This window comes from Streptomyces fumanus (genome assembly GCF_014655295.1).
GTDB classification, from domain to species: domain Bacteria; phylum Actinomycetota; class Actinomycetes; order Streptomycetales; family Streptomycetaceae; genus Streptomyces; species Streptomyces fumanus.
Genome location: NZ_BNBI01000023.1, coordinates 72,590 through 91,452, shown reverse-complemented (window position 1 = coordinate 91,452; position 18,863 = coordinate 72,590). Strand labels below are relative to the sequence as shown.

General features: G+C 68.3%; 18 protein-coding genes and 4 pseudogenes. 6 read left to right on the top strand and 16 right to left on the bottom strand.

What is annotated here, in order from left to right; genetic code table 11:
- Positions 1-202 precede the first annotated feature (202 nt).
- From IE316_RS34200 to IE316_RS34190, 3 genes and pseudogenes are all read left to right on the top strand, one after another.
- Positions 203-1,051: pseudogene (locus IE316_RS34200) on the top strand (IS5 family transposase).
- Between the two features lie 67 nt (positions 1,052-1,118).
- Positions 1,119-2,283, top strand: a pseudogene (locus IE316_RS34195) (IS701 family transposase).
- Between the two features lie 210 nt (positions 2,284-2,493).
- Positions 2,494-2,994: an SUKH-4 family immunity protein gene (locus IE316_RS34190; protein ID WP_229910686.1), complete on the top strand. Its 501-nt coding sequence runs from the start codon at positions 2,494-2,496 to the stop codon at positions 2,992-2,994.
- A gap of 15 nt (positions 2,995-3,009) precedes the next feature.
- On the opposite strand, the pseudogene IE316_RS34185 reads toward IE316_RS34190, so the two are convergent.
- Positions 3,010-3,892, bottom strand: a pseudogene (locus tag IE316_RS34185) (IS5 family transposase).
- A 576-nt stretch (positions 3,893-4,468) separates the two neighbouring features.
- On the opposite strand from IE316_RS34185, the gene IE316_RS34180 reads away from it, so the two are divergent.
- Positions 4,469-5,104: a hypothetical protein gene (locus tag IE316_RS34180; protein WP_190208452.1), complete on the top strand. Its 636-nt coding sequence runs from the start codon at positions 4,469-4,471 to the stop codon at positions 5,102-5,104.
- A gap of 108 nt (positions 5,105-5,212) precedes the next feature.
- On the opposite strand, the gene kilB is transcribed toward IE316_RS34180, so the two are convergent.
- The 4 genes from kilB to IE316_RS34160 form a co-directional block, all read right to left on the bottom strand.
- Positions 5,213-5,422 carry a plasmid transfer protein KilB gene (gene kilB / locus IE316_RS34175; protein WP_190208451.1) on the bottom strand — a complete coding sequence of 70 codons (210 nt, stop codon included), beginning with the start codon at positions 5,420-5,422 and terminating at the stop codon, positions 5,213-5,215.
- 132 nt (positions 5,423-5,554) lie between these two features.
- A complete protein-coding gene (locus IE316_RS34170) occupies positions 5,555-6,565 on the bottom strand; it encodes a DUF5131 family protein (RefSeq protein ID WP_229910685.1) in 1,011 nt (336 codons plus the stop codon).
- 48 nt (positions 6,566-6,613) lie between these two features.
- Entirely contained in the window at positions 6,614-6,985 is a 372-nt protein-coding gene (locus tag IE316_RS34165; protein WP_190208450.1) for a hypothetical protein, read from the bottom strand.
- Positions 6,986-7,882: 897 nt separating this feature from the next.
- Positions 7,883-8,431 carry a DNA polymerase III subunit beta gene (locus IE316_RS34160; RefSeq protein WP_190208449.1) on the bottom strand — a complete coding sequence of 183 codons (549 nt, stop codon included), beginning with the start codon at positions 8,429-8,431 and terminating at the stop codon, positions 7,883-7,885.
- Between the two features lie 282 nt (positions 8,432-8,713).
- Between IE316_RS34160 and IE316_RS34155 the strand changes: the two genes are divergently transcribed.
- A complete protein-coding gene (locus IE316_RS34155; RefSeq protein ID WP_229910683.1) occupies positions 8,714-9,544 on the top strand; it encodes a barstar family protein in 831 nt (276 codons plus the stop codon).
- 224 nt (positions 9,545-9,768) lie between these two features.
- Here the strand turns inward: IE316_RS34155 and IE316_RS34150 are convergent, their stop codons facing one another.
- The 10 genes and pseudogenes from IE316_RS34150 to IE316_RS34115 all read right to left on the bottom strand — a co-directional run bounded on the left by IE316_RS34150 (position 9,769) and on the right by IE316_RS34115 (position 17,128).
- Positions 9,769-10,131 (bottom strand): hypothetical protein, encoded by a 363-nt coding sequence (locus IE316_RS34150; protein WP_229910682.1) that lies wholly within the window; start codon positions 10,129-10,131, stop codon positions 9,769-9,771.
- A 119-nt stretch (positions 10,132-10,250) separates the two neighbouring features.
- The gene (locus IE316_RS35810; RefSeq protein WP_229910681.1) at positions 10,251-10,583 is read right to left on the bottom strand and encodes an Lsr2 family DNA-binding protein; all 333 of its coding nucleotides are present in this window, start codon (positions 10,581-10,583) and stop codon (positions 10,251-10,253) included.
- Positions 10,571-11,116: a hypothetical protein gene (locus IE316_RS35805; RefSeq protein WP_229910680.1), complete on the bottom strand. Its 546-nt coding sequence runs from the start codon at positions 11,114-11,116 to the stop codon at positions 10,571-10,573. The genes IE316_RS35810 and IE316_RS35805 overlap by 13 nt, the downstream gene beginning before the upstream one ends.
- Positions 11,117-11,125: 9 nt before the next feature.
- Entirely contained in the window at positions 11,126-11,650 is a 525-nt protein-coding gene (locus IE316_RS34140) for a WhiB family transcriptional regulator (protein ID WP_190208448.1), read from the bottom strand.
- Complete coding sequence (locus IE316_RS34135) at positions 11,647-12,105, bottom strand: ASCH domain-containing protein (RefSeq protein WP_229910679.1); 459 nt, start codon at positions 12,103-12,105, stop codon at positions 11,647-11,649. The genes IE316_RS34140 and IE316_RS34135 overlap by 4 nt, the downstream gene beginning before the upstream one ends.
- Before the next feature lie 526 nt (positions 12,106-12,631).
- Positions 12,632-13,141 carry a TetR/AcrR family transcriptional regulator C-terminal domain-containing protein gene (locus IE316_RS34130; RefSeq protein ID WP_268257661.1) on the bottom strand — a complete coding sequence of 170 codons (510 nt, stop codon included), beginning with the start codon at positions 13,139-13,141 and terminating at the stop codon, positions 12,632-12,634.
- On the bottom strand, positions 13,116-13,967 hold the full coding sequence (locus IE316_RS34125) for a hypothetical protein (RefSeq protein ID WP_229910677.1): 852 nt from the start codon (positions 13,965-13,967) through the stop codon (positions 13,116-13,118). The genes IE316_RS34130 and IE316_RS34125 overlap by 26 nt, the downstream gene beginning before the upstream one ends.
- A 277-nt stretch (positions 13,968-14,244) precedes the next feature.
- Positions 14,245-14,685 (bottom strand): hypothetical protein, encoded by a 441-nt coding sequence (locus IE316_RS35795; RefSeq protein WP_229910676.1) that lies wholly within the window; start codon positions 14,683-14,685, stop codon positions 14,245-14,247.
- A gap of 1,358 nt (positions 14,686-16,043) precedes the next feature.
- Positions 16,044-16,442 (bottom strand): annotated as a pseudogene (locus IE316_RS34120) (tyrosine-type recombinase/integrase); the annotation flags it as partial.
- A gap of 401 nt (positions 16,443-16,843) precedes the next feature.
- A complete protein-coding gene (locus IE316_RS34115) occupies positions 16,844-17,128 on the bottom strand; it encodes a peptidase inhibitor family I36 protein (RefSeq protein ID WP_190208446.1) in 285 nt (94 codons plus the stop codon).
- Positions 17,129-17,707: 579 nt separating this feature from the next.
- Between IE316_RS34115 and IE316_RS34110 the strand changes: the two genes are divergently transcribed.
- Positions 17,708-18,091 carry a DUF6083 domain-containing protein gene (locus IE316_RS34110; RefSeq protein ID WP_190208445.1) on the top strand — a complete coding sequence of 128 codons (384 nt, stop codon included), beginning with the start codon at positions 17,708-17,710 and terminating at the stop codon, positions 18,089-18,091.
- A gap of 327 nt (positions 18,092-18,418) precedes the next feature.
- On the opposite strand, the gene IE316_RS34105 is transcribed toward IE316_RS34110, so the two are convergent.
- The gene (locus IE316_RS34105; protein WP_190208444.1) at positions 18,419-18,796 is read right to left on the bottom strand and encodes an STAS domain-containing protein; all 378 of its coding nucleotides are present in this window, start codon (positions 18,794-18,796) and stop codon (positions 18,419-18,421) included.
- Positions 18,797-18,863: the final 67 nt, after the last annotated feature.

Below are 18,863 nucleotides of genomic sequence, written 5' to 3'. Positions count from 1 at the left end.
AGCTCTCGGCTCTGCCCGCGGCACGGTCGGCTGCTTGGGCGTCTTCGGTCGCTTGCTGGTCGTAGGCAATGGTGCGCTTGAGGGATTGCGCTGCCTGGGAGCGTAGGAGGCGGCTTCGGCCGAGTAGTCCAGGGCTTGTTTGGCCGAGGCGCGTGCGTCCGCGGCATAGCGGGCGGCTTCGGCGGCCAGCGTTGGTCCGGGTGTGCCGTTGACTGATGCGCAGTGGGCGCGGATCGAGCCGTTGCTCCCGGACCGGACGCCGAAGCGGGGTGGCCGGTGACGGAACCACCGTGAGGTGATCGACGCGATCGCCTACAAGTTCCAGACCGGTACGCAGTGGGTGCATCTGCCGGAGAGGTACGGCAACTGGCGGGGCGTCTACAACCGGCTGCGGATGTGGGCCATCGACGGCACCTGGGAGCGGGTCTTCACCGCGCTGGTGGCCCAGGCCGACGCGGACGAGGATCTCGCCTGGACCGTGTCGGGGGACTCCACTATCGTGCGAGCCCACCAGCACGCGGCTGGGGCCCGCAAAAAGGGGCCCCGGCCGGCGAACCTGGCGACCACACCATCGGCCGGCCCCGCGGCGGACTGACCACGAAGATTCACCTGGCTGCCGACGGCCGCTGCCGGCCGCTGGCGTTCCATCTCACCGCCGACCAGGCCGGTGATGCACCCGCCTTCCCCGACGTCATAGCCCGCCTGCGCGTCCCTCGCGGCGAGGGCCCCGTACCAGGCCGGATCTGGTCCTGGCCGACAAGGCGTACTCCTCCCGCGCGGTCCGCGAGCACCTGCGCAAGCGCGGCATCCAGGTAGTGGTCCCGTCCCCGCCGACCAGCGCGCACACCGGCTACGTCGGGGCAGCCGAGGCGGCAGGCCACCGGCCTTCGACCGCGAGACCTACAAGCAGCGCAACACCGTCGAGCGGTGCATCAACTGCCTGAAGCAGTGGCGAGGCATCGCCACCCGCTACGAGAAGACCGCCACCACCTACCTGGCCGGACTCCATATCGCAGGCATCTTCCTCCGGTCCGTTCACCCGGTGATCTAAACGACAGGCCCTAGTAGTGCTTCGTTAGGTCGGGTGATCTCGCTTGGTGGTGGGCATCTTCCTCGTTATGAGGTTGGGGGAGGTGGAACGGCTCCGGGGTGAGTTATCGGAGTTCGTTGCCGATGTGTTCGCCTCGGTGCCGCGGCGGGATCAGCGGCGGTGGGGCGGGTGTTATCTGCGAGGTCTGATGCTGGACGGCCGTCGCAAGTCGATCCAGCCGATGGCCGAGCGTCTGCCGGACGGGAACATGCAGGCCCTGCAGCAGTTCGTGAACCAGTCGCCGTGGGATCCCTTACCGGTCAGGCGGCGGATCGCCGAGCGGCTGTCCGAGGCCATCCGCCCTGAGGTGTGGGTGATCGACGATGTGTCGTTCCCCAAGTGCGGCACCGCGTCGGTGGGTGTGGCCCGCCAGTACTGCGGAGCGGTCGGCAAACGGGCCAACTGCCAGGTCGCGGTCAGTGTCCATGCCGCCACCGACACCGCCTCGTGCCCGCTGGAGTGGCAGTTGTATCTGCCGCGTGAGTGGACGGACGAGCCGGACCCATGCCGCAGGGCAGGAATTCCCGACGACGTGGTGCACCGGGAGAAGTGGCGTCTGGCGCTCGGCCTGCTGGACACACTCGCCCAGTGGCAGTTGAAGGCGCCGGTCGTGGTCGCTGACGCCGGCTACGGCGTCAGCACCCCCTTCCGGCTCGGCCTCCAGGAACGAGGACTGTCCTACGTCCTGGCCCTGAACGGCAAAGAAGTCGCCCACCCGGAGGACATCGAGCCGCACCAGCCTGCTTACGGCGGGCTCGGACCGGTTCACCGAGGTGACCTGGAGGCAGGGCAGCAAGGGCACGATGACCTCACGCTTCGCGGTGCTGACCGTGCGGCCCGCGGGCAAGCAGTCCCTGGCCGCGGCCCAGGAGGCCGGCGGCGGCCGTAACCAGTGGGACGGCGTCCTGCCCCCGCGGACACTCCTGGTCGAATGGCCGGCCGGCCAGGACACTCCGACGGGCTACTGGATATCGAACGTGCCCGCCACCACCCCGGTCGCCGACCTGGTGCGGTGGGCGAAGATGCGCTGGCGCATCGAGCACGACTACCGCGAGCCCAAGCACGGCCTCGGACTGGACCACTTCGAGGGCCGCACCTGGCGCGGCTGGCACCACCACGTCACCCTGGTCACCGCCGCACAAGCCTTCCTCACCCTGTGGCGGCTCGACCCAGAAGCCCAGATGCCGGCCTGACTCCCTACCAGGTCCTCGGCGTTCTTTAGGACCTGCTGAGGTGCTGGACCGGTACCTGCACCACCTGCGGCCGACCCCTGCCCAGCCCCCGGAGCAGCCGCAGACAGCCCACAACCTAACGAAGCATTACTAGGTCCTGTCCGATGGGTCGTCCAAGCGGTCTGAGAGGATCGGATGGACGGATCGAGTAGGGGGTGTCGGTTGCCGAGCGTGCTGTGGCTGCCATACGACGCGAGTTCCCTCGCGCGCCTGGGTGTGGACGGCGAGGCGGTGTCTGGGCTGGTCGAGCGAGGGTTGCCGGCCGACTGCAAGCGCATGTTCGTGCGGGCCTCGGGTCGGGAGCTGGAAGTCCGCGACCTTCCGCAGGGTCGGGCTGCATTCCTCGGTGCGTTCGAGGACGGTGTCAACACGTACTGGCTGCTGATCGACAGTGGTGAGGTGTGGATGGCCCGCGGCTATGAAGGCGATGGGGATCAGCAGTACGGGTTGGTCAACTATTCGGTTGCCGGTCTGCAGAACGTCCTGGAGGTGTGGGAGGCGTTCACGTGTTCGGGAAAGAGCGACGCGGACGACGACTACGAGGACTACGTCGAAGACGTGCTTGAGCGGGCCCGGCAGAGCGATCCGAAGGTGTTCGAGGATGATGAAGCCTGGTGGTCACGCGTTTTCGAGGAAGTCGAGCTCGGCGCCTTGGTCCCGGAAGAGGCATAGCCGCGGAAGCGATGGCTACGGGCGGAGCCACAGTCGGATCGCCGCGACCGTGACGGTGCCGTGGAAGACGAAGGCCCGCTTGTCTTACCGGGTGGCGACCGCGCGGAACGTCTTGAGCCGGTTGATGGTGCGCTCGACCTCATTGCGGCGCCGGTAGACCGTTGTGTCGAAGCCGGTGGGCCGGCCGCCCTTGCTGCTCCGCCGTTGGCGGTTGGCTCGATGGTTCCCTGGGTTCGGGGATGGTGTGCTTGATTCGCCGACGCCGTAGGTACCGGTCGGTTTCGGCGCGAGGAATACGCTTTGTCTCCTCCGACATGGTCTGGTCGCGTGCGAGGGCGTCCGCCGCCCGGCTTTGGGACTTTGGCCTGTTCGAACACAGGCATGAACTGCGGGGCGTCACCCCACTGTCCGGGCGTGATAACGAAGACCAACGGACGACGACCACCCTCGCTGGCCAGGTGAATTTTGCAGGTCAGCCTCCGCGGGAGCGGCCCAGGCCCTCGTCGGAACGGTGCCTGGCCGGGCGACTGCGGCGGCCCGGGATTCGTGGCGCGCGGGTGAGGGCGCCGACTGCGTGCTTGTGTGCTCGGCAAGACGTCGAGTCGACGCTCACCGTGCTCCGGTCGATCCGGCCCTCTGCAGAGGCGTCAGCTTGGACGGCTCGCAGGATCTTCTCCCACGTACCGTCCGCCGACCATCTGCGATGACGATCGTGAAGCGTCTTCCACTTGCCAAATTGCGGCGGCAGATCCCGCCGGGGCAGACCGGTCCGCTGCCGGAACAGGATGCCGTTGATCACGCGACGGTGGCACTGCCAACGTCCGCCTCGACCGCGGTTACGCGGCAGATGCCGCTCCAGCCGCATCCACTCGTCATCTGAAAGATCACCCCGCCCCACACCGACCGAAACGATCCAGCGCAAGCGTAGTCACAGGACCCATCGGACACGGCCTAGGGGCTGCGGCAGGGTCTACGAGAGCCCGTGATTGAGGACCGGACACTGGCGATGGTTACAGAAACTGCCGCGGTGGTTGGCGCACACCCGCCGCTGGGCGAGAAACAAGGTCGAGCTGTGCTTCATCCAGACTTACTTTGGGCGGAACCTTTTCAGGCCCGCGCTCCGGACCGCTGCGGCGGTTCACCATCGCCAGCTCCGATCATTCCAGCCACACCGTGCAGACCCGGGCACAGAGGGTCGGGGCGGGCCGGTGCCTCGATGAGCCGGGGGTGCTGCTGCGTATAAATGGTAGGCCGGTGAAGTGGTCAGCGGCCCATCACCGGCTGGGAACCTCCTTGTTCGGCTTCGGCACACCATGTTGGGTTGGGCACGGTCCGAGACCGAGGACCAAACAAAACACGCGCTCCCGCTGACCACGGGAGCCTTCCTATGGGGGGAAGCTTGCGTCGCACTGCTTTCTGGACGACTAACTCTGCACTGGCTGCTGCGGCTACCACAGCAGCTCTGTTCATACCTGTGGGATCCGTCTCCGCTGCACCAGCCTCAGATGGAAGGGTCGTCGGCCCGGCCGCCGACAGCATTGGTGCCACGTGCAAGAAGAAGAGTCGGAAGCACATCGTCCGCAAGTACTACCGCGGCCCCCAGTTCTACACACTGCGCTGCGGCACCAAGACGTGGGGATGGAAGCACATCAAGGCTCGCCACGGCTGGGACAAGACCATGGACAAGAAGATCAGCGCGGCCATCTGGTCCGGTAAGCCGAACGGCCGCGGCGGCTTCTCCACCTACACGGGAAGGAAGGCAGTCATGACGGCTCAAACACCTGCCGAGCAGGCCCTGGCCCGCTCCTACACCACGGGAGACGGCAGCGTGCGCTTCGACATCGCGGCTTTGTCGGTCGACCGCCTCCCCCAGGGCCACACCCTGCTGACCTACCAGTTGCGGGTACAGCGCCAAGGCATGCCCGACGAACGCTGGGCCGTTGCCTTGCCTTGGGAGGACAAGTCCTTCACGGACGTTCTCGACTCACTGGCCCCCGACCCCGAGCGGCTGCGGCAGCTCGTGCACCTCGTTCGTGCCCTGCTGGAGGAATGGTGGGACACCAAGGGATACAACCGGCAGTCGGCGAAACTGGGGCACCGCCTCCTGTGACCTTGCTGCCGACGACTGCTGATCTGGTGGTCCGCTGGCCAGAGCAGGAGGTCGTCTCGCGGCTGTGGCACCTCAGCCAGGCGTGGATCGTGAGTGATTACGCCGTAATCACTTGCGGCGGGTCATGTGGCTTTCGTCGCGCAGGGCCTCGAGCCGCTCGGTGCCGGCGCGCCTGCGGGTGGCGTCGCCACGCTTCCACATCACCTGGCGGTGGGTACTGATGACGTTGCCCAGGTCGAGGACTGCGTTGATGCGATCGCGTCGGATCGCCTCGTCGTGGCGGACCCGGGCACTGAGTTCGGCGGCGTTTCCTGGCATGCTGATGAGTGGGGATAAGCGGTAAGACGTCTGGTCAGACGACGGGTTCGGCTCGCCAGACGGCGCGATGAGAACAACAGGCCCGGCTGTTCTCCCCAACCGAGGAACAACAATCGGGGCCTGTTGTCCGTCTCAGACGGGGATGGCCTGGTGGGTCTGGTTGTCCCACAGTCGTCCGGCGGCCTTCTTGCCGACGCGTCGCATACGGACGGCGTCCGGCGGGGCACTGCTTGGTGTTCCGTCCCAGTCGCGTCCCTGGGTGTCGATGAGAACGGCGCGGCCGCGGTCGTGGCCGTGGTCTTCGGGTGCGTACGCGCTCCACTGCTTGAGGAAGAACGGCACCCCGGCCCACGCGCACTGGACACGCAGGGTTCGTGCCCACTGGGGGTGCATCGGCCGGGCGAGAGGGCCGGATTCGCCGCCGGCGATGACCCAGTCGATGCCGTGGAGGCGACGCTGGCAGCAGTGGCCCGACGTGACGTAGGAGGCGGTCAGCCCGTGGCCGCGTTCGCTTCCCAGGGAAATGACGGCCCGTTTGAGGTCGACCGGTCCCAGCAGGGGCTTGCAGGAGAGGAAGCGGACGGAGGTGGGCGTCTCCAGCAGCGCTGGAATCCGCCGGTCCGCCCACGTCTGGTCGTCCACGGAGACACCCAGCCACACATTGGGCAGTACGGCCGGCGCCCATGGTGCCGTGCGCACGTCCTCGTGATCGCACCAGCCGCGCTCGGCTGCCGCCTCGATCCAGGCAACCCGCTGTTCACGGTTGCCCCATCGGCGGACCCAACTGCGCGTACGGCCGGGACGCTTGGTCAGGATCTGGTAGGTGTGCGTCGGCAGGGAACTGGGCAGACCGCGGTGCTTGCCGGCACCGACCCAGTGTCCCGGCCGCCCGTCGGCCGAGGTCCAGAACATCGTCATCCACACTGCCGCGATGAACTCGTCCGGCACGGCCTCGTGCCACACGTCCGACATGCTGTTGACGAAGACGCGCCTGGGTTTGCGCCAGCGCAGCGGCAGTCCCAGCCGGTCCGGCCACAGCCGGACGTCGAAGCCCTGCTCGAACGGATGACCAGGCACGCCACGCCACCGCTCCGCGAACGTTCTCGCATAGCAGTGATCGCATCCCCTGGACACCCGCTGCATCCGGTCACCGGGTTCCAGGTGCTGTCGGTCCACTCGATGGTGGTGCTGTCAGCCACGGGCGTCCTCGCCTGAACCTGCGGGGTGGGTGTAGCGGATGGGCTTGCCGAGGCTACGGGCGTAGTCGATCTCGCTGCGGGTGCTGTCGCCGATGTAGCCACCGGGGTTGACGATGAGGACCTCGTCGGCCAGGTCGATCTTTCGGCGGTGCAGTTCGTCCAGTTGCTGCTTGAGCCGCTCGGCGCGTTCCGGGTCCTGCCACAGCGGGTGCGGCTGCTGCATGTTGCAGCCGGGGGCGAGGACGATGCGGCCGGCGACGGTCTCGTAGAGGTTGGCTTCAGCGAGGGCGTCCCAGTGCCGGGTCGACCCGCACAACACGACGATCGGCGGGCGGCTGGTGGTGGTGTCGGCCTGACGGGGCACGGCGGTTCCTTCCGTAGGTGAGTGACGGGCGGCGGGGCGGCCGGCCCGGAGGTGCGCGTTCGCCCCGGGTTTCATTAGGTGGTGGATGTGCTCGCGTCGGAAGCTGTCGACTGGGCAGCCTTCGCCTCGAGTTCGGCGTGGCGTTGTGTGAGTTCGTCGATGGCTGCGTGATCGGTCAGGGCCGTGGTGACAAGGTCACGCTGGTACTCCATGCCGGTGAAGACGCCGCGGTGGTAGCGGCACTGGTCTTGTGCTTCGGCGCAGGCAGGGCAGTTTTCCCAGTCCAGTGGGTCGTGCGGTGCGGTCTCCGGTCCGGGAGGCTCCGAGGCCGTGGGGCGGGCGGCGGGGGGGGGGCGGGCCGGTGGTGAACAGGTCCTCGCGCCAGGTGGCTGGCATCTCGCGGAGGAAGGCGGCCAAGGCGGCTGCGATCTGCGGGTAGTTGTCGTAGAGCGAGGCCCAGATCCGCTTGGCCTCGGTTTCCGGATCGGACGTCGGGGACAGTTCGTAGGCGTCGCGGGCGTAGGCCCGGATCTTCTCGCGGCGCTCCTCCCAGATGCTGGTGTCGATTCCGGCCTTAGCGGCCGCGTCCAGGATTTGGTGTCGTGGAGGGGTTCGGCGCGCATCAGTGACGTGGCGAGGGCTTCGGCTGCGGTGGGGTCGCGGTGGGCGAGCGCGGCCACGGCCTGGTCGGTGAGGAAGGCTGTGCGCTGGGTCCAGGAGTCGGCGTTGCTGTAGGCGGTGGCCAGCATCCGCGAGCGCAGGCGGGTGAGGTGGGTGGTGCCGTTCGTCATGAAGGCTCTCCTGGTGGGGCGACGGCTTCGGCAGGGGCTGGTGGTGCTGCGGGGCGGGCCGAAGTCGTGTCGACGGCCCACCTCGCAGGCGTGAGGGTTGGGCGGTTCAGCCGGTGAGGCGGGTCGGCATGAGCAGGTAGCGCAGCGCTTGGTCGTCGCTGCCGTGGCCGCGCAGGACAGCGGGCTTGGTGCTGGTGGTGAAGTGGAAGTCGACGGATTCGGTCGTGAGAGCGTTCAGGCCGTCCAGGAGGAAGGCGGACTTGAAAGCCACGGTGAGTTCATCGCCGTCGAGGCTGGTGTCGACGTTGTCGACGGCCTGGGCGTCGTCGCTGGTGCCGGCTTCCGGAACGAGGGTGCTGTCGGCGGCGAAGGTGAGCCTGAGCGGAAATTCTTCGGTGGCGACCAGGGCAACGCGCTGAACGGCGTCCTTGAGCGCGGCGATGTCCACGGTGGCGGTGTGGTTGAACTCGGTGGGGAAGAGGTTCCGGTACTTGGGCAGGTCGCCTACCAGGCCGCGCAGGGTGGTGGTGCTGTTCTCGGTGCGCAAGGTGAGCAGGCCATTGGTTGCGGAGGTGTCGGGGAAGGCAAGATCGACGGTGGTGTCGTCGGCGACGGCCTTCGTGGTGTCGAGGAACGCCTTGCCGGGGGCGAGCACGGTGCGGTCGGCCGTGAGGTCGCAGTTCTTCGAGGTGGGCTGTGGTGAGGCAGGCGGTACTGCCGGTGCCGTAGACGGGTTCGCCGTGGCGGTTGGGGCAGCGGCCGAGGTGGGTGCCCCGGCCGCATTCGCCCTCACTTCTCTGCACTTCACTCTCACGGGTGAACGGAGGTATGTGGGTCGGCAAGGGGCCCCCTAGATGGATGAGTTGAAGGGGCGGGGTGGTGGTGGCATCCGCGACCGCCTGACGCGTCGCGGGGCGCCGGTAAGATCGGCGCCCTCATGGGGAGTGTGATGCGAACTTCAAGGCGGGGTGGCGAAGGGCAGAAGTACGCGCTGACCTCGGACGAGGACGACACTGACTTCTGGGGGTCGGCTCACGAGGCCGAGGGGTTGTTCACGCCGCTGGCGGATGAAGAGGGAGCACGCCGAGTGCGCCTCGTGGGTTGCCTGCCGCAGGGCGGTCTACTGAAGAGCGTTGGCCACGTCGGCGCTCGTCGTGCCGTGGCGGGGAACGCCTGGTTCGACCTCCTCGACGGCGACGGCGCCACCATGGGGTCCTACTTCGTCAATGAGGTCACGGTCGTCAGAGTCAAGCGATCCGCCTGTGGAGTCGGCCTCGTAGACCTCACGGTGACGCTGTGGTGCGAGAACGCCTTGCCTGGAGCGGAGCGGGTGTGGGACTTGATCCGTGCGGGACACCTGACTCGCACTGGCATGTGGCACGATCTTGCGCCCGAAGACCGCCATGCGTGGCTGTCGGTGGCGCTGTGGTCTCGGGAGTACCAACGTCAGGGACGGCCCGACACTCCTGCAGGCCAGGTGTTCACCCTGGACGGCCGGCACATCGTTGACAGGGACAGCTTCTACTGCGCGATCGGCGAGGCCATCAATGGGCCGGGCGGCTACTTCGGCTGGAACCTCGATGCTCTGGACGACTGTCTGACAGGCGGCTGGGGCGCCACCGCTCCGTTCACCTTGCACTGGGATTCCTCGGCCGAGGCCAGAGCGCAGTTGACAGAGCGCGTGCCCACCGGCGATGGCGAGGTTTCGCTGTTCGAGCTGATCCTGGAGATCTTGGAGGAACGGGGCGTGAACGTCATCCTTCGGTGAGCGATGGTCCGTTCCAGGCGTCGGCATGAGGAGGGTCGTTCCGACTCCTTCGGGCGGCAGCGTGCAGGAATGCCGAGGTCTAGCGGGGCGCCGTGCCATGCGCTGGGACTCGTCGCGCTTGGAGCGGAGGAGGGCGAGTGAGGTTCAGTCCTTCGATCTCACCGGCCCAGCTCTCCCGCTCGGCCTGACCCGGCAGCTTTCGGGCCGTATCGGCAGCCTGGGTCCTACGGCTGTTCGCCGCCGGCGCCGTGGCGCTGCTCGCACGCCTCCAGCAGCTGGCCGAGGCCGGCGGGGGTGCCGGCGACGCCGACCCAGGTGCCGTCCTCGGTCCACACCGGTACCTGGTCGGTGTCGGCGTCGGTGTAGCAGACGTAGGGGCCGTAGCGCTCCAGCATCGCGGTGAAGGCTTCCGTGAAGGTGGGGGCGGGCTGCAGCAGTGTCAGTTCGGTGACGACCAGCCACATCGGCTCGTGCGGCGTGCGGGGCAGCCGGAGGTAGCCGGTGACGCGCATCTGGTCGCCGGGGACGAGCTCGTGCAGCGCCTGGTGCGCCATCTGCGGGTCGGCGACGCTGCACGGCAGGATCATCTCGTCCGTCCGCTCGTTGGTCGGGGAGACGGAAGCGGGCGGTCGACCCGTGCGGGCCGCCGGGCACGGTCTCTTCGTCCAGGAAGCCGTCCAGGACGATCGCGTCGGCGTCGCCCATGTCAGCTGGCCTTCGCGGCCGGGGCCTGCTGGGCGGCGTCGTACGCCTTGAGCACAGCTTTGCGGATCATGCCTGCGTCGGCGACCCGGTAGCCGTGGGCGCGCGCCCAGGTGCGGATTGCGGCCAGTTCCTGCCGGGTGCGTCCGCTGCCGAGACCGGGCCGGACGGGCGCCGGCGCGGCCGCCGCGGCGACGGCGGGGGAGGGGTGGGCGCCGGCCGTCACGGCGCGCAGGTCCTCCTTGGCCTTCTCCAGCTCGGCCGTGAGCTGGGCGACGCGCTGTTCGGCCTCGCGCTGTGCGTCGTCGGCGGCGCGCAGCGCGGTCAGCTCGGCCACGTCGGCGCGGACCCGGGCGGCCTTGTTGCGGATGCCGGCGGTGGGGTGCGTCTCGGCCCTGCGAGCAACTGCTCCACCGAGTCGTCGGCCGCCGGGCCGGCCGGAGTGGCGGCGCTGGTGGCGGCCGGCGCGCCATCGCCGTCGGCGATGGTGTCGATCTCGCGCTCCTGGGCGCTGACGAGGGCGGTGATCTCGTGGTCGGACAGGCCGGTCGCCTCAGTGGTTTCAGCCGTGGGGTGGTCGGCGTAGTACATGGACAGGGCCGTGGCTTTGAACGCGTCGGCAGGGGTGGCCGCCGGGTTCTGCTGCATGTCGGGGACTCCTTCGTCGGGGTTGTTCAGGAGAGGGAGGAGGGCGGTGAGGGTGTCGTCGTCGCCGGGCAGACCGACCGCGTCCAGGAGGAGCACCAGGTCCTCCTTGCTGGTGGCGTTGCGGGCCAGGGTGCGGGCCGCGGCGGCTTCCTGCTCGGTGCTGGTGGGGTGAAGGGGCAGGCCGTCGGAGGCTTGGAGGGCCTCGTGCCAGTCGGTGAACATCCCGGCCCTCTACGCGGCCTTGAGGCCGGCCATGAGCCGGTCGCGGTTGCGCTGCTGCTCCTTGGGGGTGAGCGGCCGGCGCATCGGTCCGTTGAGCTCGCGGTCCAGGCGGACGATGCGCGCCTGGTTCACGGTCAGCGGGTTGTGCCGGGCGGCGGCGGCCCGCTCACGGCGGGCTTGGTCCCGCTCGGCCAGGACGTCGATCCAGGCCGGTCCGAGCCGGTCGGCCATGCGCTTGCGCAAGTCGGTGCGCTGGCCCGGGGTGGTGGCCGCCCAGATGCCGATCCGGGTGAGGGGCTCGTTGACCAGCGCCCACTTCAGGCAGTCCCGCGCGATGGGGCAGCGGGAGCATGCCGTGCCGGCCTGCTCCAGCCGCTTCTCCGTCGCCGCCCGGGTGCTGCCGGAGCGGTCACCGTGGGAGAAGTCGAACAGCTTCGGCTCCGTCTGGCAGCGGGTGGGGGTGGGGCTGTGCGGGAAGGGGAAGCGCGGGTCGGGGTCGAGGAAGTGGGTGGGCTGACCGATACCGCGGCTCATGACGTGGCCGCCGGGAGGATCTGGTGCACGTGCGGGGGGAGTTGGAGAAGGACGCGCTGGTAGACGGCGAGCGGGACGCGCCACGGGCCGAGCTGGCCGTCGCACGGGACCGGCAGCGCCAGCGTGTGCACGTCGTCCAGGCCGACGTGCACGCGGCCGGGCTGCGCCCAGGGGCTGCACGTCTTGCCGGGATCGGTGTGGGAACCGGTGATGCGGACCAGGCCGAGGACCGCACGGGTGGGCAGCTCCAGGCCGCGGACCGTGCGGGCCACGAGCGGATCGCACAGCGCGGCCCGGTCGGTCGCGGCTCCGGCGTGCAGCAGACGCCAGCCCGGCGCCCAGGCCCGGGGCCGGTTCTCCACGCGCTTGCCGCCGTGGAGGATGCAGGCCGCCCAGGGCTGCTTGATGGTGATGCCCCGGATGGCATCCGGGGCGTAGAGCATCGGCGGCTTCACGCGGCAGCTCCCAGAGTGCGGGTGCCGGGCCGCCCGGCGCGCCGGCCGTTGACGGACGGCCGCGTGGCGTGGGAGCGGTCGACGAGCACCGACTGACCGGTGTGCTTGCCCGCGTACATCGCGGCGTTTCTTCCGCCATCTCGTGCACGGCAGTTGACTGTCCCGGTGATGGGGCTGTCCAGGTGAGAGCGGTGAAAGCCTCGTTAGCCGAGCAACAGTAGTGTTGTCTTCCTCGATGAGGGGTGGAAGGTCGCTTCGGGGGTCCTGGGGCATGCCGCGCCGAACATGAACGAGCACATCAACTGGTTCGGCGAGTGCCCCACGCCCGAGATCGACATCCGGCGTGAGGCGTACGAGACAAAGACGTGGACTTCACCTCGCTACGTGAGCAGGACCTGACCACCGACTTCGGCCAGGCCGCCTGAAACGGCCAGCAGTTCAGCGAAACGAGGCAGAGCACCTGACCAGCTCCTGTCACTGTGTGGTGACGAGCAGGGAAGCCAGCCGACTGTGATCCGAGCCGCGGTCAGCCTGCACGCTGATCGATGAGTGCAGCCAAACCGTCCAGGATTCGCTGCAGGCCGAAGTCCCATGCCTGATCTTGCCCGTCCGACTGGGCTGCTGAAGTGAGGGCCTCAGCGAGCGCGGGGAATCGCGCACCGTGCGCCTGCATCAGATCGCCGAGAATGGCGCCCAGTTGGGCCTCGGGATTGCCTGCGGGGCCGACTGCCCGGGCCTGCTGGGCAATGCCGCGTACATGCCCGACGAGCAGGACAGCCGCATCCATCCGCTCGGCACCGCTCAGGTTTGTGCCAACCAGGGCGGACACGACGCGCTCCAGCCAGGACAGCTCCCCAGGCCCCATAATCCGCGGGCCGACCGTGGCGTCCAGCGCCCAGGAATGCTGACGAAAGACACTGACTGCGGGGTGCCGGCGAGCAGCCGGTTCATCGCGGCGAGGATCGCTCGGCGGACGGTGTCTGTTTCGTTGTCGAGCGGGAAGACGGCGCTCATCGGTCTGCGGCTCCTCGCTGATGGGCGTCGATGATCGACTTCAGGCGGCCCAGTTCGTGCCGCTCGCGCTCGTGACGGATCGGCGGTGCCAGAGGATCGGCGATGATTTCGGCGAGTTCGGCCGCCCTGCGCTTGACGTGCTCGACGTCTCGATCGGTGCGGGCGATGTTCGGGCACTGAGGCCGACAGTCGTCTGTGTCGGGCGTGACGAGGGGATCGTCGACCGTGCCTCGCAGCTGGCAGGCGGCTGTGGCTGGGTTCAGGACGCAGGTCATGCCCTCGCCGTGGTGGATCTGAAGCAGCGGGTTTCCCATCAGATCGCGAGCTTGTCGCTGCTTGGTGAGTACGCGTCCGGCGAATTCGCGGTGCGCCCCGCTGATGCGGGAGCGGTACGTGTCGGCTGCAGGGCCGCTGACGTGCTCTCCTTCGGAAAGTGCCTGCTCGTCATCGCTGAGGCACTCGAGACGGTAGAGCCAGTCCTCGAAGGCGTACTCGTCTGGGAAGCCGGACTCATAGCTGCCTGCATAACCCTGGAGCATCTGGGTGTGCGCATGCCCATGTTGAATCGAGGCAGCGACCAGCCCCCGTGGCCTGCGCCGGATGAACCAGGCGAGTGTGCGACGAAATCGGCTGGGCTTCAGTCGGCCTCGTCCGTCGTCAGGGATGCCGTCGTCTCGGCGCAGGCGATGGCAGTAGTCGTTCACCCAGGTGATGAACTTGGCCAGGTCAAGGATGATTGACTGGTCCCGGCGTGCCTGCCCCTGACGCTTCTCGCCCTCAAAGCGCCAGCGGTGCGGCTCGATCCTGGTCGGGAACAGGAGGGTGTGGGGATGAAGTCGTTCGAGCACGGTGACGGCTCGTGCGACTGGCTCGATGACGACCCATGGATCCTCGCGGGGCTGCCCCTCGGGGACCTTGTTGCCCTCGCCGTCCTCGGCGCCCTTGAAGGTAGAGGCCCTCCATCAGCCACAGATCTGTGTCGGAGTCGTGCCTGACGCGTCCGCGGCGGAGGTTGAGCACTTCTCCGACGCGGGCGCCGGAGAGGTAGGCGATGATGACGAAGCAGGCCGTGCTCAGCAGGCGTGCGAGCTGGGGAGCCTCGTCGAACCGAATCCGCTCCTGCCTCTACGGCTGCCCGTCGAGCACGCCGTTGATCGGCGTTTCGAGGTAGGTGAATTCTCGGATGGGCAGCCCTGACTCTCTTACCAGACGGGCGGTTGTGGTCTGGCTGAACGACTCCGCGCAGTTCAAGGCTGCGGCGACGTAGCGCCAGTTGATCACCAGGTCGCCGTTGTCCAGGCGTCGGCCGGGAAGGGCCTCGCCTCTGGCTCGTAGATCCTCCAGGTAGGCGGTGACCTTGGGTGCCAGCTCTCCCGGCAGGTGCCTGGGCTGTCGATGGTGTCTGGGGCCAGATCGCCGTCGCCCCATGGTCGTCCTGGCGTGCAGTCCGACACTCTCGGCGTGAGCGGCCAGGATGTCGCCAGCGAAGTCTTCGGTGAACCGGATGGCCCAGCTCAGGAGCATCTGCATGGTGGGCTCGCCGATCCGGCGGGTCCGGTTGTCCATGCTCCGTGAACGCTTCCCGGCCAACAGGTCCTGAGTGTCTTCTCCAGCCCAGGGTGGGGCATCCGGAAGCCGCATGGCCTCGGGCAGGACGTCTCTGTAGGCCCAGAGCCTGCGCACTTCGATCGATGGGGCCAACGTGCGGGAACCGCGGTTCGAAGCGGGCCCGGATCCGGTTGGAGGTCCGCTCGAAGACCGTCGCCCACGCGGTGAACGGGCCGCCGCCGTTCTTCACCGCCAGTAGGCACGAACCGCCCTTGGGCGCGACCAGCCGACGGCGTTCTGCCGGGGTCAGCGATGCCCAGGGCCGCCGGATGCCGTTGATCAGCCCGCCTCTCTCGTCGGGCTCGGTCACCATCAACGGCTCACCCCACCGTCGCGGCGGCCGCCAACGTGTGCCCTTTGCTGTGGCGGCCCGGTCCAGCTCCCCGTAGTCGTGCACCGTGGCGAGGGCCTCGTAGGAGACCCAGGTGTTGCGGAACTTACTGCCCTTGGCGATCCCGGCCGGCACCGGGAACGGGATCGGCACCATGGTCGGCTCGGGCGGCAGCGCGGGGATCTCCCACTGCAGCAGGTAGGTGAACTCCTGCAGCCGCAGCCCGGTGGCCAGCGCGAGGTCCCCGACGGCCGCGTTGCGGGTCATCTCCCGGCCGTGGAAGCCGGTGTCCTGCGAGCCGTCCGGGGCCAGTCCCCGCAGGCCCTTGCGGAACAGCTCGGTGAAGTCCGGCTCCAGGTACTTGACGGTCACGTGCGGCTTCGAGGTGCGGCGGACCGCCAGGTTCACCTTCACCTCCCGGCCGGTCCCGGCGAACAGGGCCCGCGCGGAGCGGTAGGTGAACGGCTCGGCCGTCGCGTACCCCTCGTTGATCGCCCACCGATGGAACAACGACAGGATGCTCATGTGCTGCCCCCACGTCGTCGCCACGGACCGAGCCTTCAACGGTCCCGCCGCCCAGTGCTCGGCGTACCGACTCAACGCGGCCTTCAGCCGTACCCGCGAGTCGAACAGACCCACGCCATGCTCGTCCAGGAACTCCATCCACTCCTTGACCGCCCGCGCGTAGTTCTCCCACGAGCTCGACGCTGGCGCTCCGCTGGTCGGGAGCTCACGCAACCACCGGTTCGACACTGCCGCCGGACGCGGCGCAGCCGGGCCGTCCTCGAAGCACAGGTCGTCGTCGGCGGGCACAGGCATCCCCTCGGGGATCAACGGCCGATGCTCGGCGTCCCAGGACTCCCAGCCCTGGGACGAGAAGAAGCTCATGATCATGAGCGCCGACAGTAGAAACACCACGCGCCTCAGCGCAAAGCCCAACCCCCCCCGGGCGCCAGCCCAGTTGATGCCAATCACCACACGGAAACTAAGCAGAGACAATGTGCCGCAGCGAGTGAAGGTCGAGTTCTTTCGGGAGGTCAGCATCCTGTCGGGCGTTGTCGAAGGCGTCGTTGAGACGTCTGAGAGACATACGTCCCCGCCGTTCGGTGACCCACAGGGCAGGGTGGCGGCCCGGTGAGAACGCTGGTCGTACTTCGTTCCAGTACTGCTCGAGGACATCGACGCACCAGTCCATCTCGGGCACGGTCAGCACCAGACGCCGCTTGGGCGGGCCTCCCTTGGACGCCTTGCCATAGCGCACGAATATCCCGCCGAAGCGGCCGTAGGACGGCACTTTGGCGTTTCGGCGCGTGTCGGCAAGGTCGAGGCCGCAGGTTTCCTGCCGGCGAAGCCCGTACGCGTAGACGGTCTTCAGGACCATCGCCCTTGAGGACGGGATGTTCGTCGTTCGCGGCCTGACCCACCAGACCGTAGTGCTGCAGGGCATCGCGCACCTTGGCGAGCTTGTCGAGCGCCTCGGCGTCCGGCTTCGCCACCGGAAATTCCGACGATGTTCTCCAGCCGTTCGCGCGCCTCCTTGTAGGAACAGATGGTCAGCGTGCCGTTCTCCACCTCGTCACGGACGGCCCGTCCGGGGTGGGAGAACACGAGCATCCAGTGCTCCATCTGTCGACGGGTCTTGAGAAGGACTTCCGCCCCGGAGGCCAGGTGCAGGACCGCGTATTTGAGATCCCGCTGGCTGGGAGCGTCCGTCTCCGGGCACTCCACGACGCTCACGAGGTAGTCCAGGCCGTTACTGTAGCGGGTTCGGGTCGGTCAGCCGGCTCAGGGGGCCCCGCAACCGCCGTACTCGAGGGAGCTCACTGCGTTGTCGTAGAGGAACAGAAGTTCCTGCTTCTCACCCGGCATTATGGTGTAGTGGTAGCCGCGGTAGTCGGCATCGGTGTAGATGCAGACGAACCCCTCGCCGCGGTTCCACACCGAGCTGGCTCGGTCGTTCCACGCCCAGCCGAGGTTGGGGATGTCCACCCGGTACTGGAGCTGCAGGTTGCTCCCGGTGAGGTTGTGGCCGTCGTAGAGGCAGATCTGGCCTTCTTCACAGCGGGTCACGGGTTCATCAGCCGATGCGGTTCCCGGAGCCGCCAGTACGGCGGTGGAGGCGAGGACTGCTCCTACTACCGAGGTCTTGAATGTCAGTCCCATGAGTACCTCTTCCCGTCGTTGCCCGTGGAAGCGCGGCCATGACGCAGCCGCCTACTGTCCCTCTTCTTCAAGGGCATGCAGTCATAAACGGCTTGCGCACGCATACGGTTCAACCATGCACTGCCGACCTGCGTAAGGGACCATCCCCGCGGGCGCGGGGACGACACTTCTAGACCTGCGGTGATGCACGCGAGGGTACCCGTTTTCCTTCACCTCCTTTGCGTGGCCGTGTGTCGAGGACAGGCCGGCTGGGTGTCAGTCTGCGGGTGAACTGCGTCCAACACGGCCTGGCCTCAGGCACTCAGTGCGGCCTCGCCTGCAGACCACGAGAAGGAACGCTGGCGGTATTACAGCCGTCCTGGGTGCGGTTTCTGCAATGGCGACCGCCTCTCGTGACGGGCCTGCTCTCGCCCGGCGCGGTCTCCTCTCCGGTCCCGTCTGGTTTGCGCCCTACTCGCGGCTGGCATGCGCCCGCAGGCTCGCCATATGGGGGTTATCGAGGAGCGTCCGCGAGGGATCGGCACTGGCCAGTCGGCGTGCCCGTATTGCGGGCTGCCGCAGGATCGGGTGGCGACGCTGGAGGGCGACTGGGTGCTGCTGGAGCCGAGGGTGCGGGTGCTGGCGCATCTGGTACCGGCGGAGCATCGGTGGATTGAGCTGTCGGACGGCCGGGTGACGGTGTACGGGACGTTTCCGGCAGCGCGGGATCAGCAGTGCCGGATCGAGCATCGTCTGGGTTGTCCGCGGCAGGCTCTGCCGGATCTGTGGCCGTGGCTGACGGCTCTGCGTGCCGAGAACGGGTTGGCGGCGGACCGGCGGGGTGAGGAATCGCCGCCGGAGCCGCCCGCCGCTTTGCCGAACGTGGGGTAACGCGGCGGTCAGGCGAGGTACTCGATGCTGTAGATGCAGATGGTCTTGGCCGTTTCACTGACGGCTAGGCGTACGGCGACGAGGGACCGGACGAAGGTGCGATGGATGCCGTCGTCGATGCCCCAGGGCTCAGTTTCGATGTAGGGCTCATGGCAGACATCCGAGAGCGCGGCAGTGGGCCCTCTGCCTGGCTACGGCGGCCACCGTGCTGCTGGTTGATCCGACCCTGCGCGGAGCGAAGCGGCTGCACCGCGCCACCCGGCGGACCCGGCAGTGAACCCGCCGGCTCCGCGTACGGACGCCGCGCCGCCGTGCGGCGTCCGTACGTCAGGAGCCGCAGGACACGCTCTCGCGCTCCGGTGCCGCGGCGCGGGCGAGGCCGTCGGCGAGGGCCGCGTTCCGCGGGGAACGCAGGGCGTCTTGCAGCGACGCGTGAATCGAGAAGGCGTTCGCCAGCCCGGTGTGGCCCAGAACGACGCGCAGACGGTCGTCGCCGGAGACCAGCCGCAGCCCGCCGTGCCGCTCGCGGATCCGTCGGCGCGCCCTGCACAGCACTCCCAGCGCCGAGCAGTCCAGGAAGGGCACCGGACCGAGGTCCACGACCAGATCGGGACGCGGGTGCGCGGTGAGGGCGTCCAGCCGGGCCGTGAGGATCGGCGCCACGGCGATGTCGAGGTCTCCGCAGTTCCAGCACGGTCGTGTCACCGACGGTGTACTGGGAGCGGATCGGGCCGCCGTGGAAGTGCTCGTGCGTCATACGGACAGCCAAGAC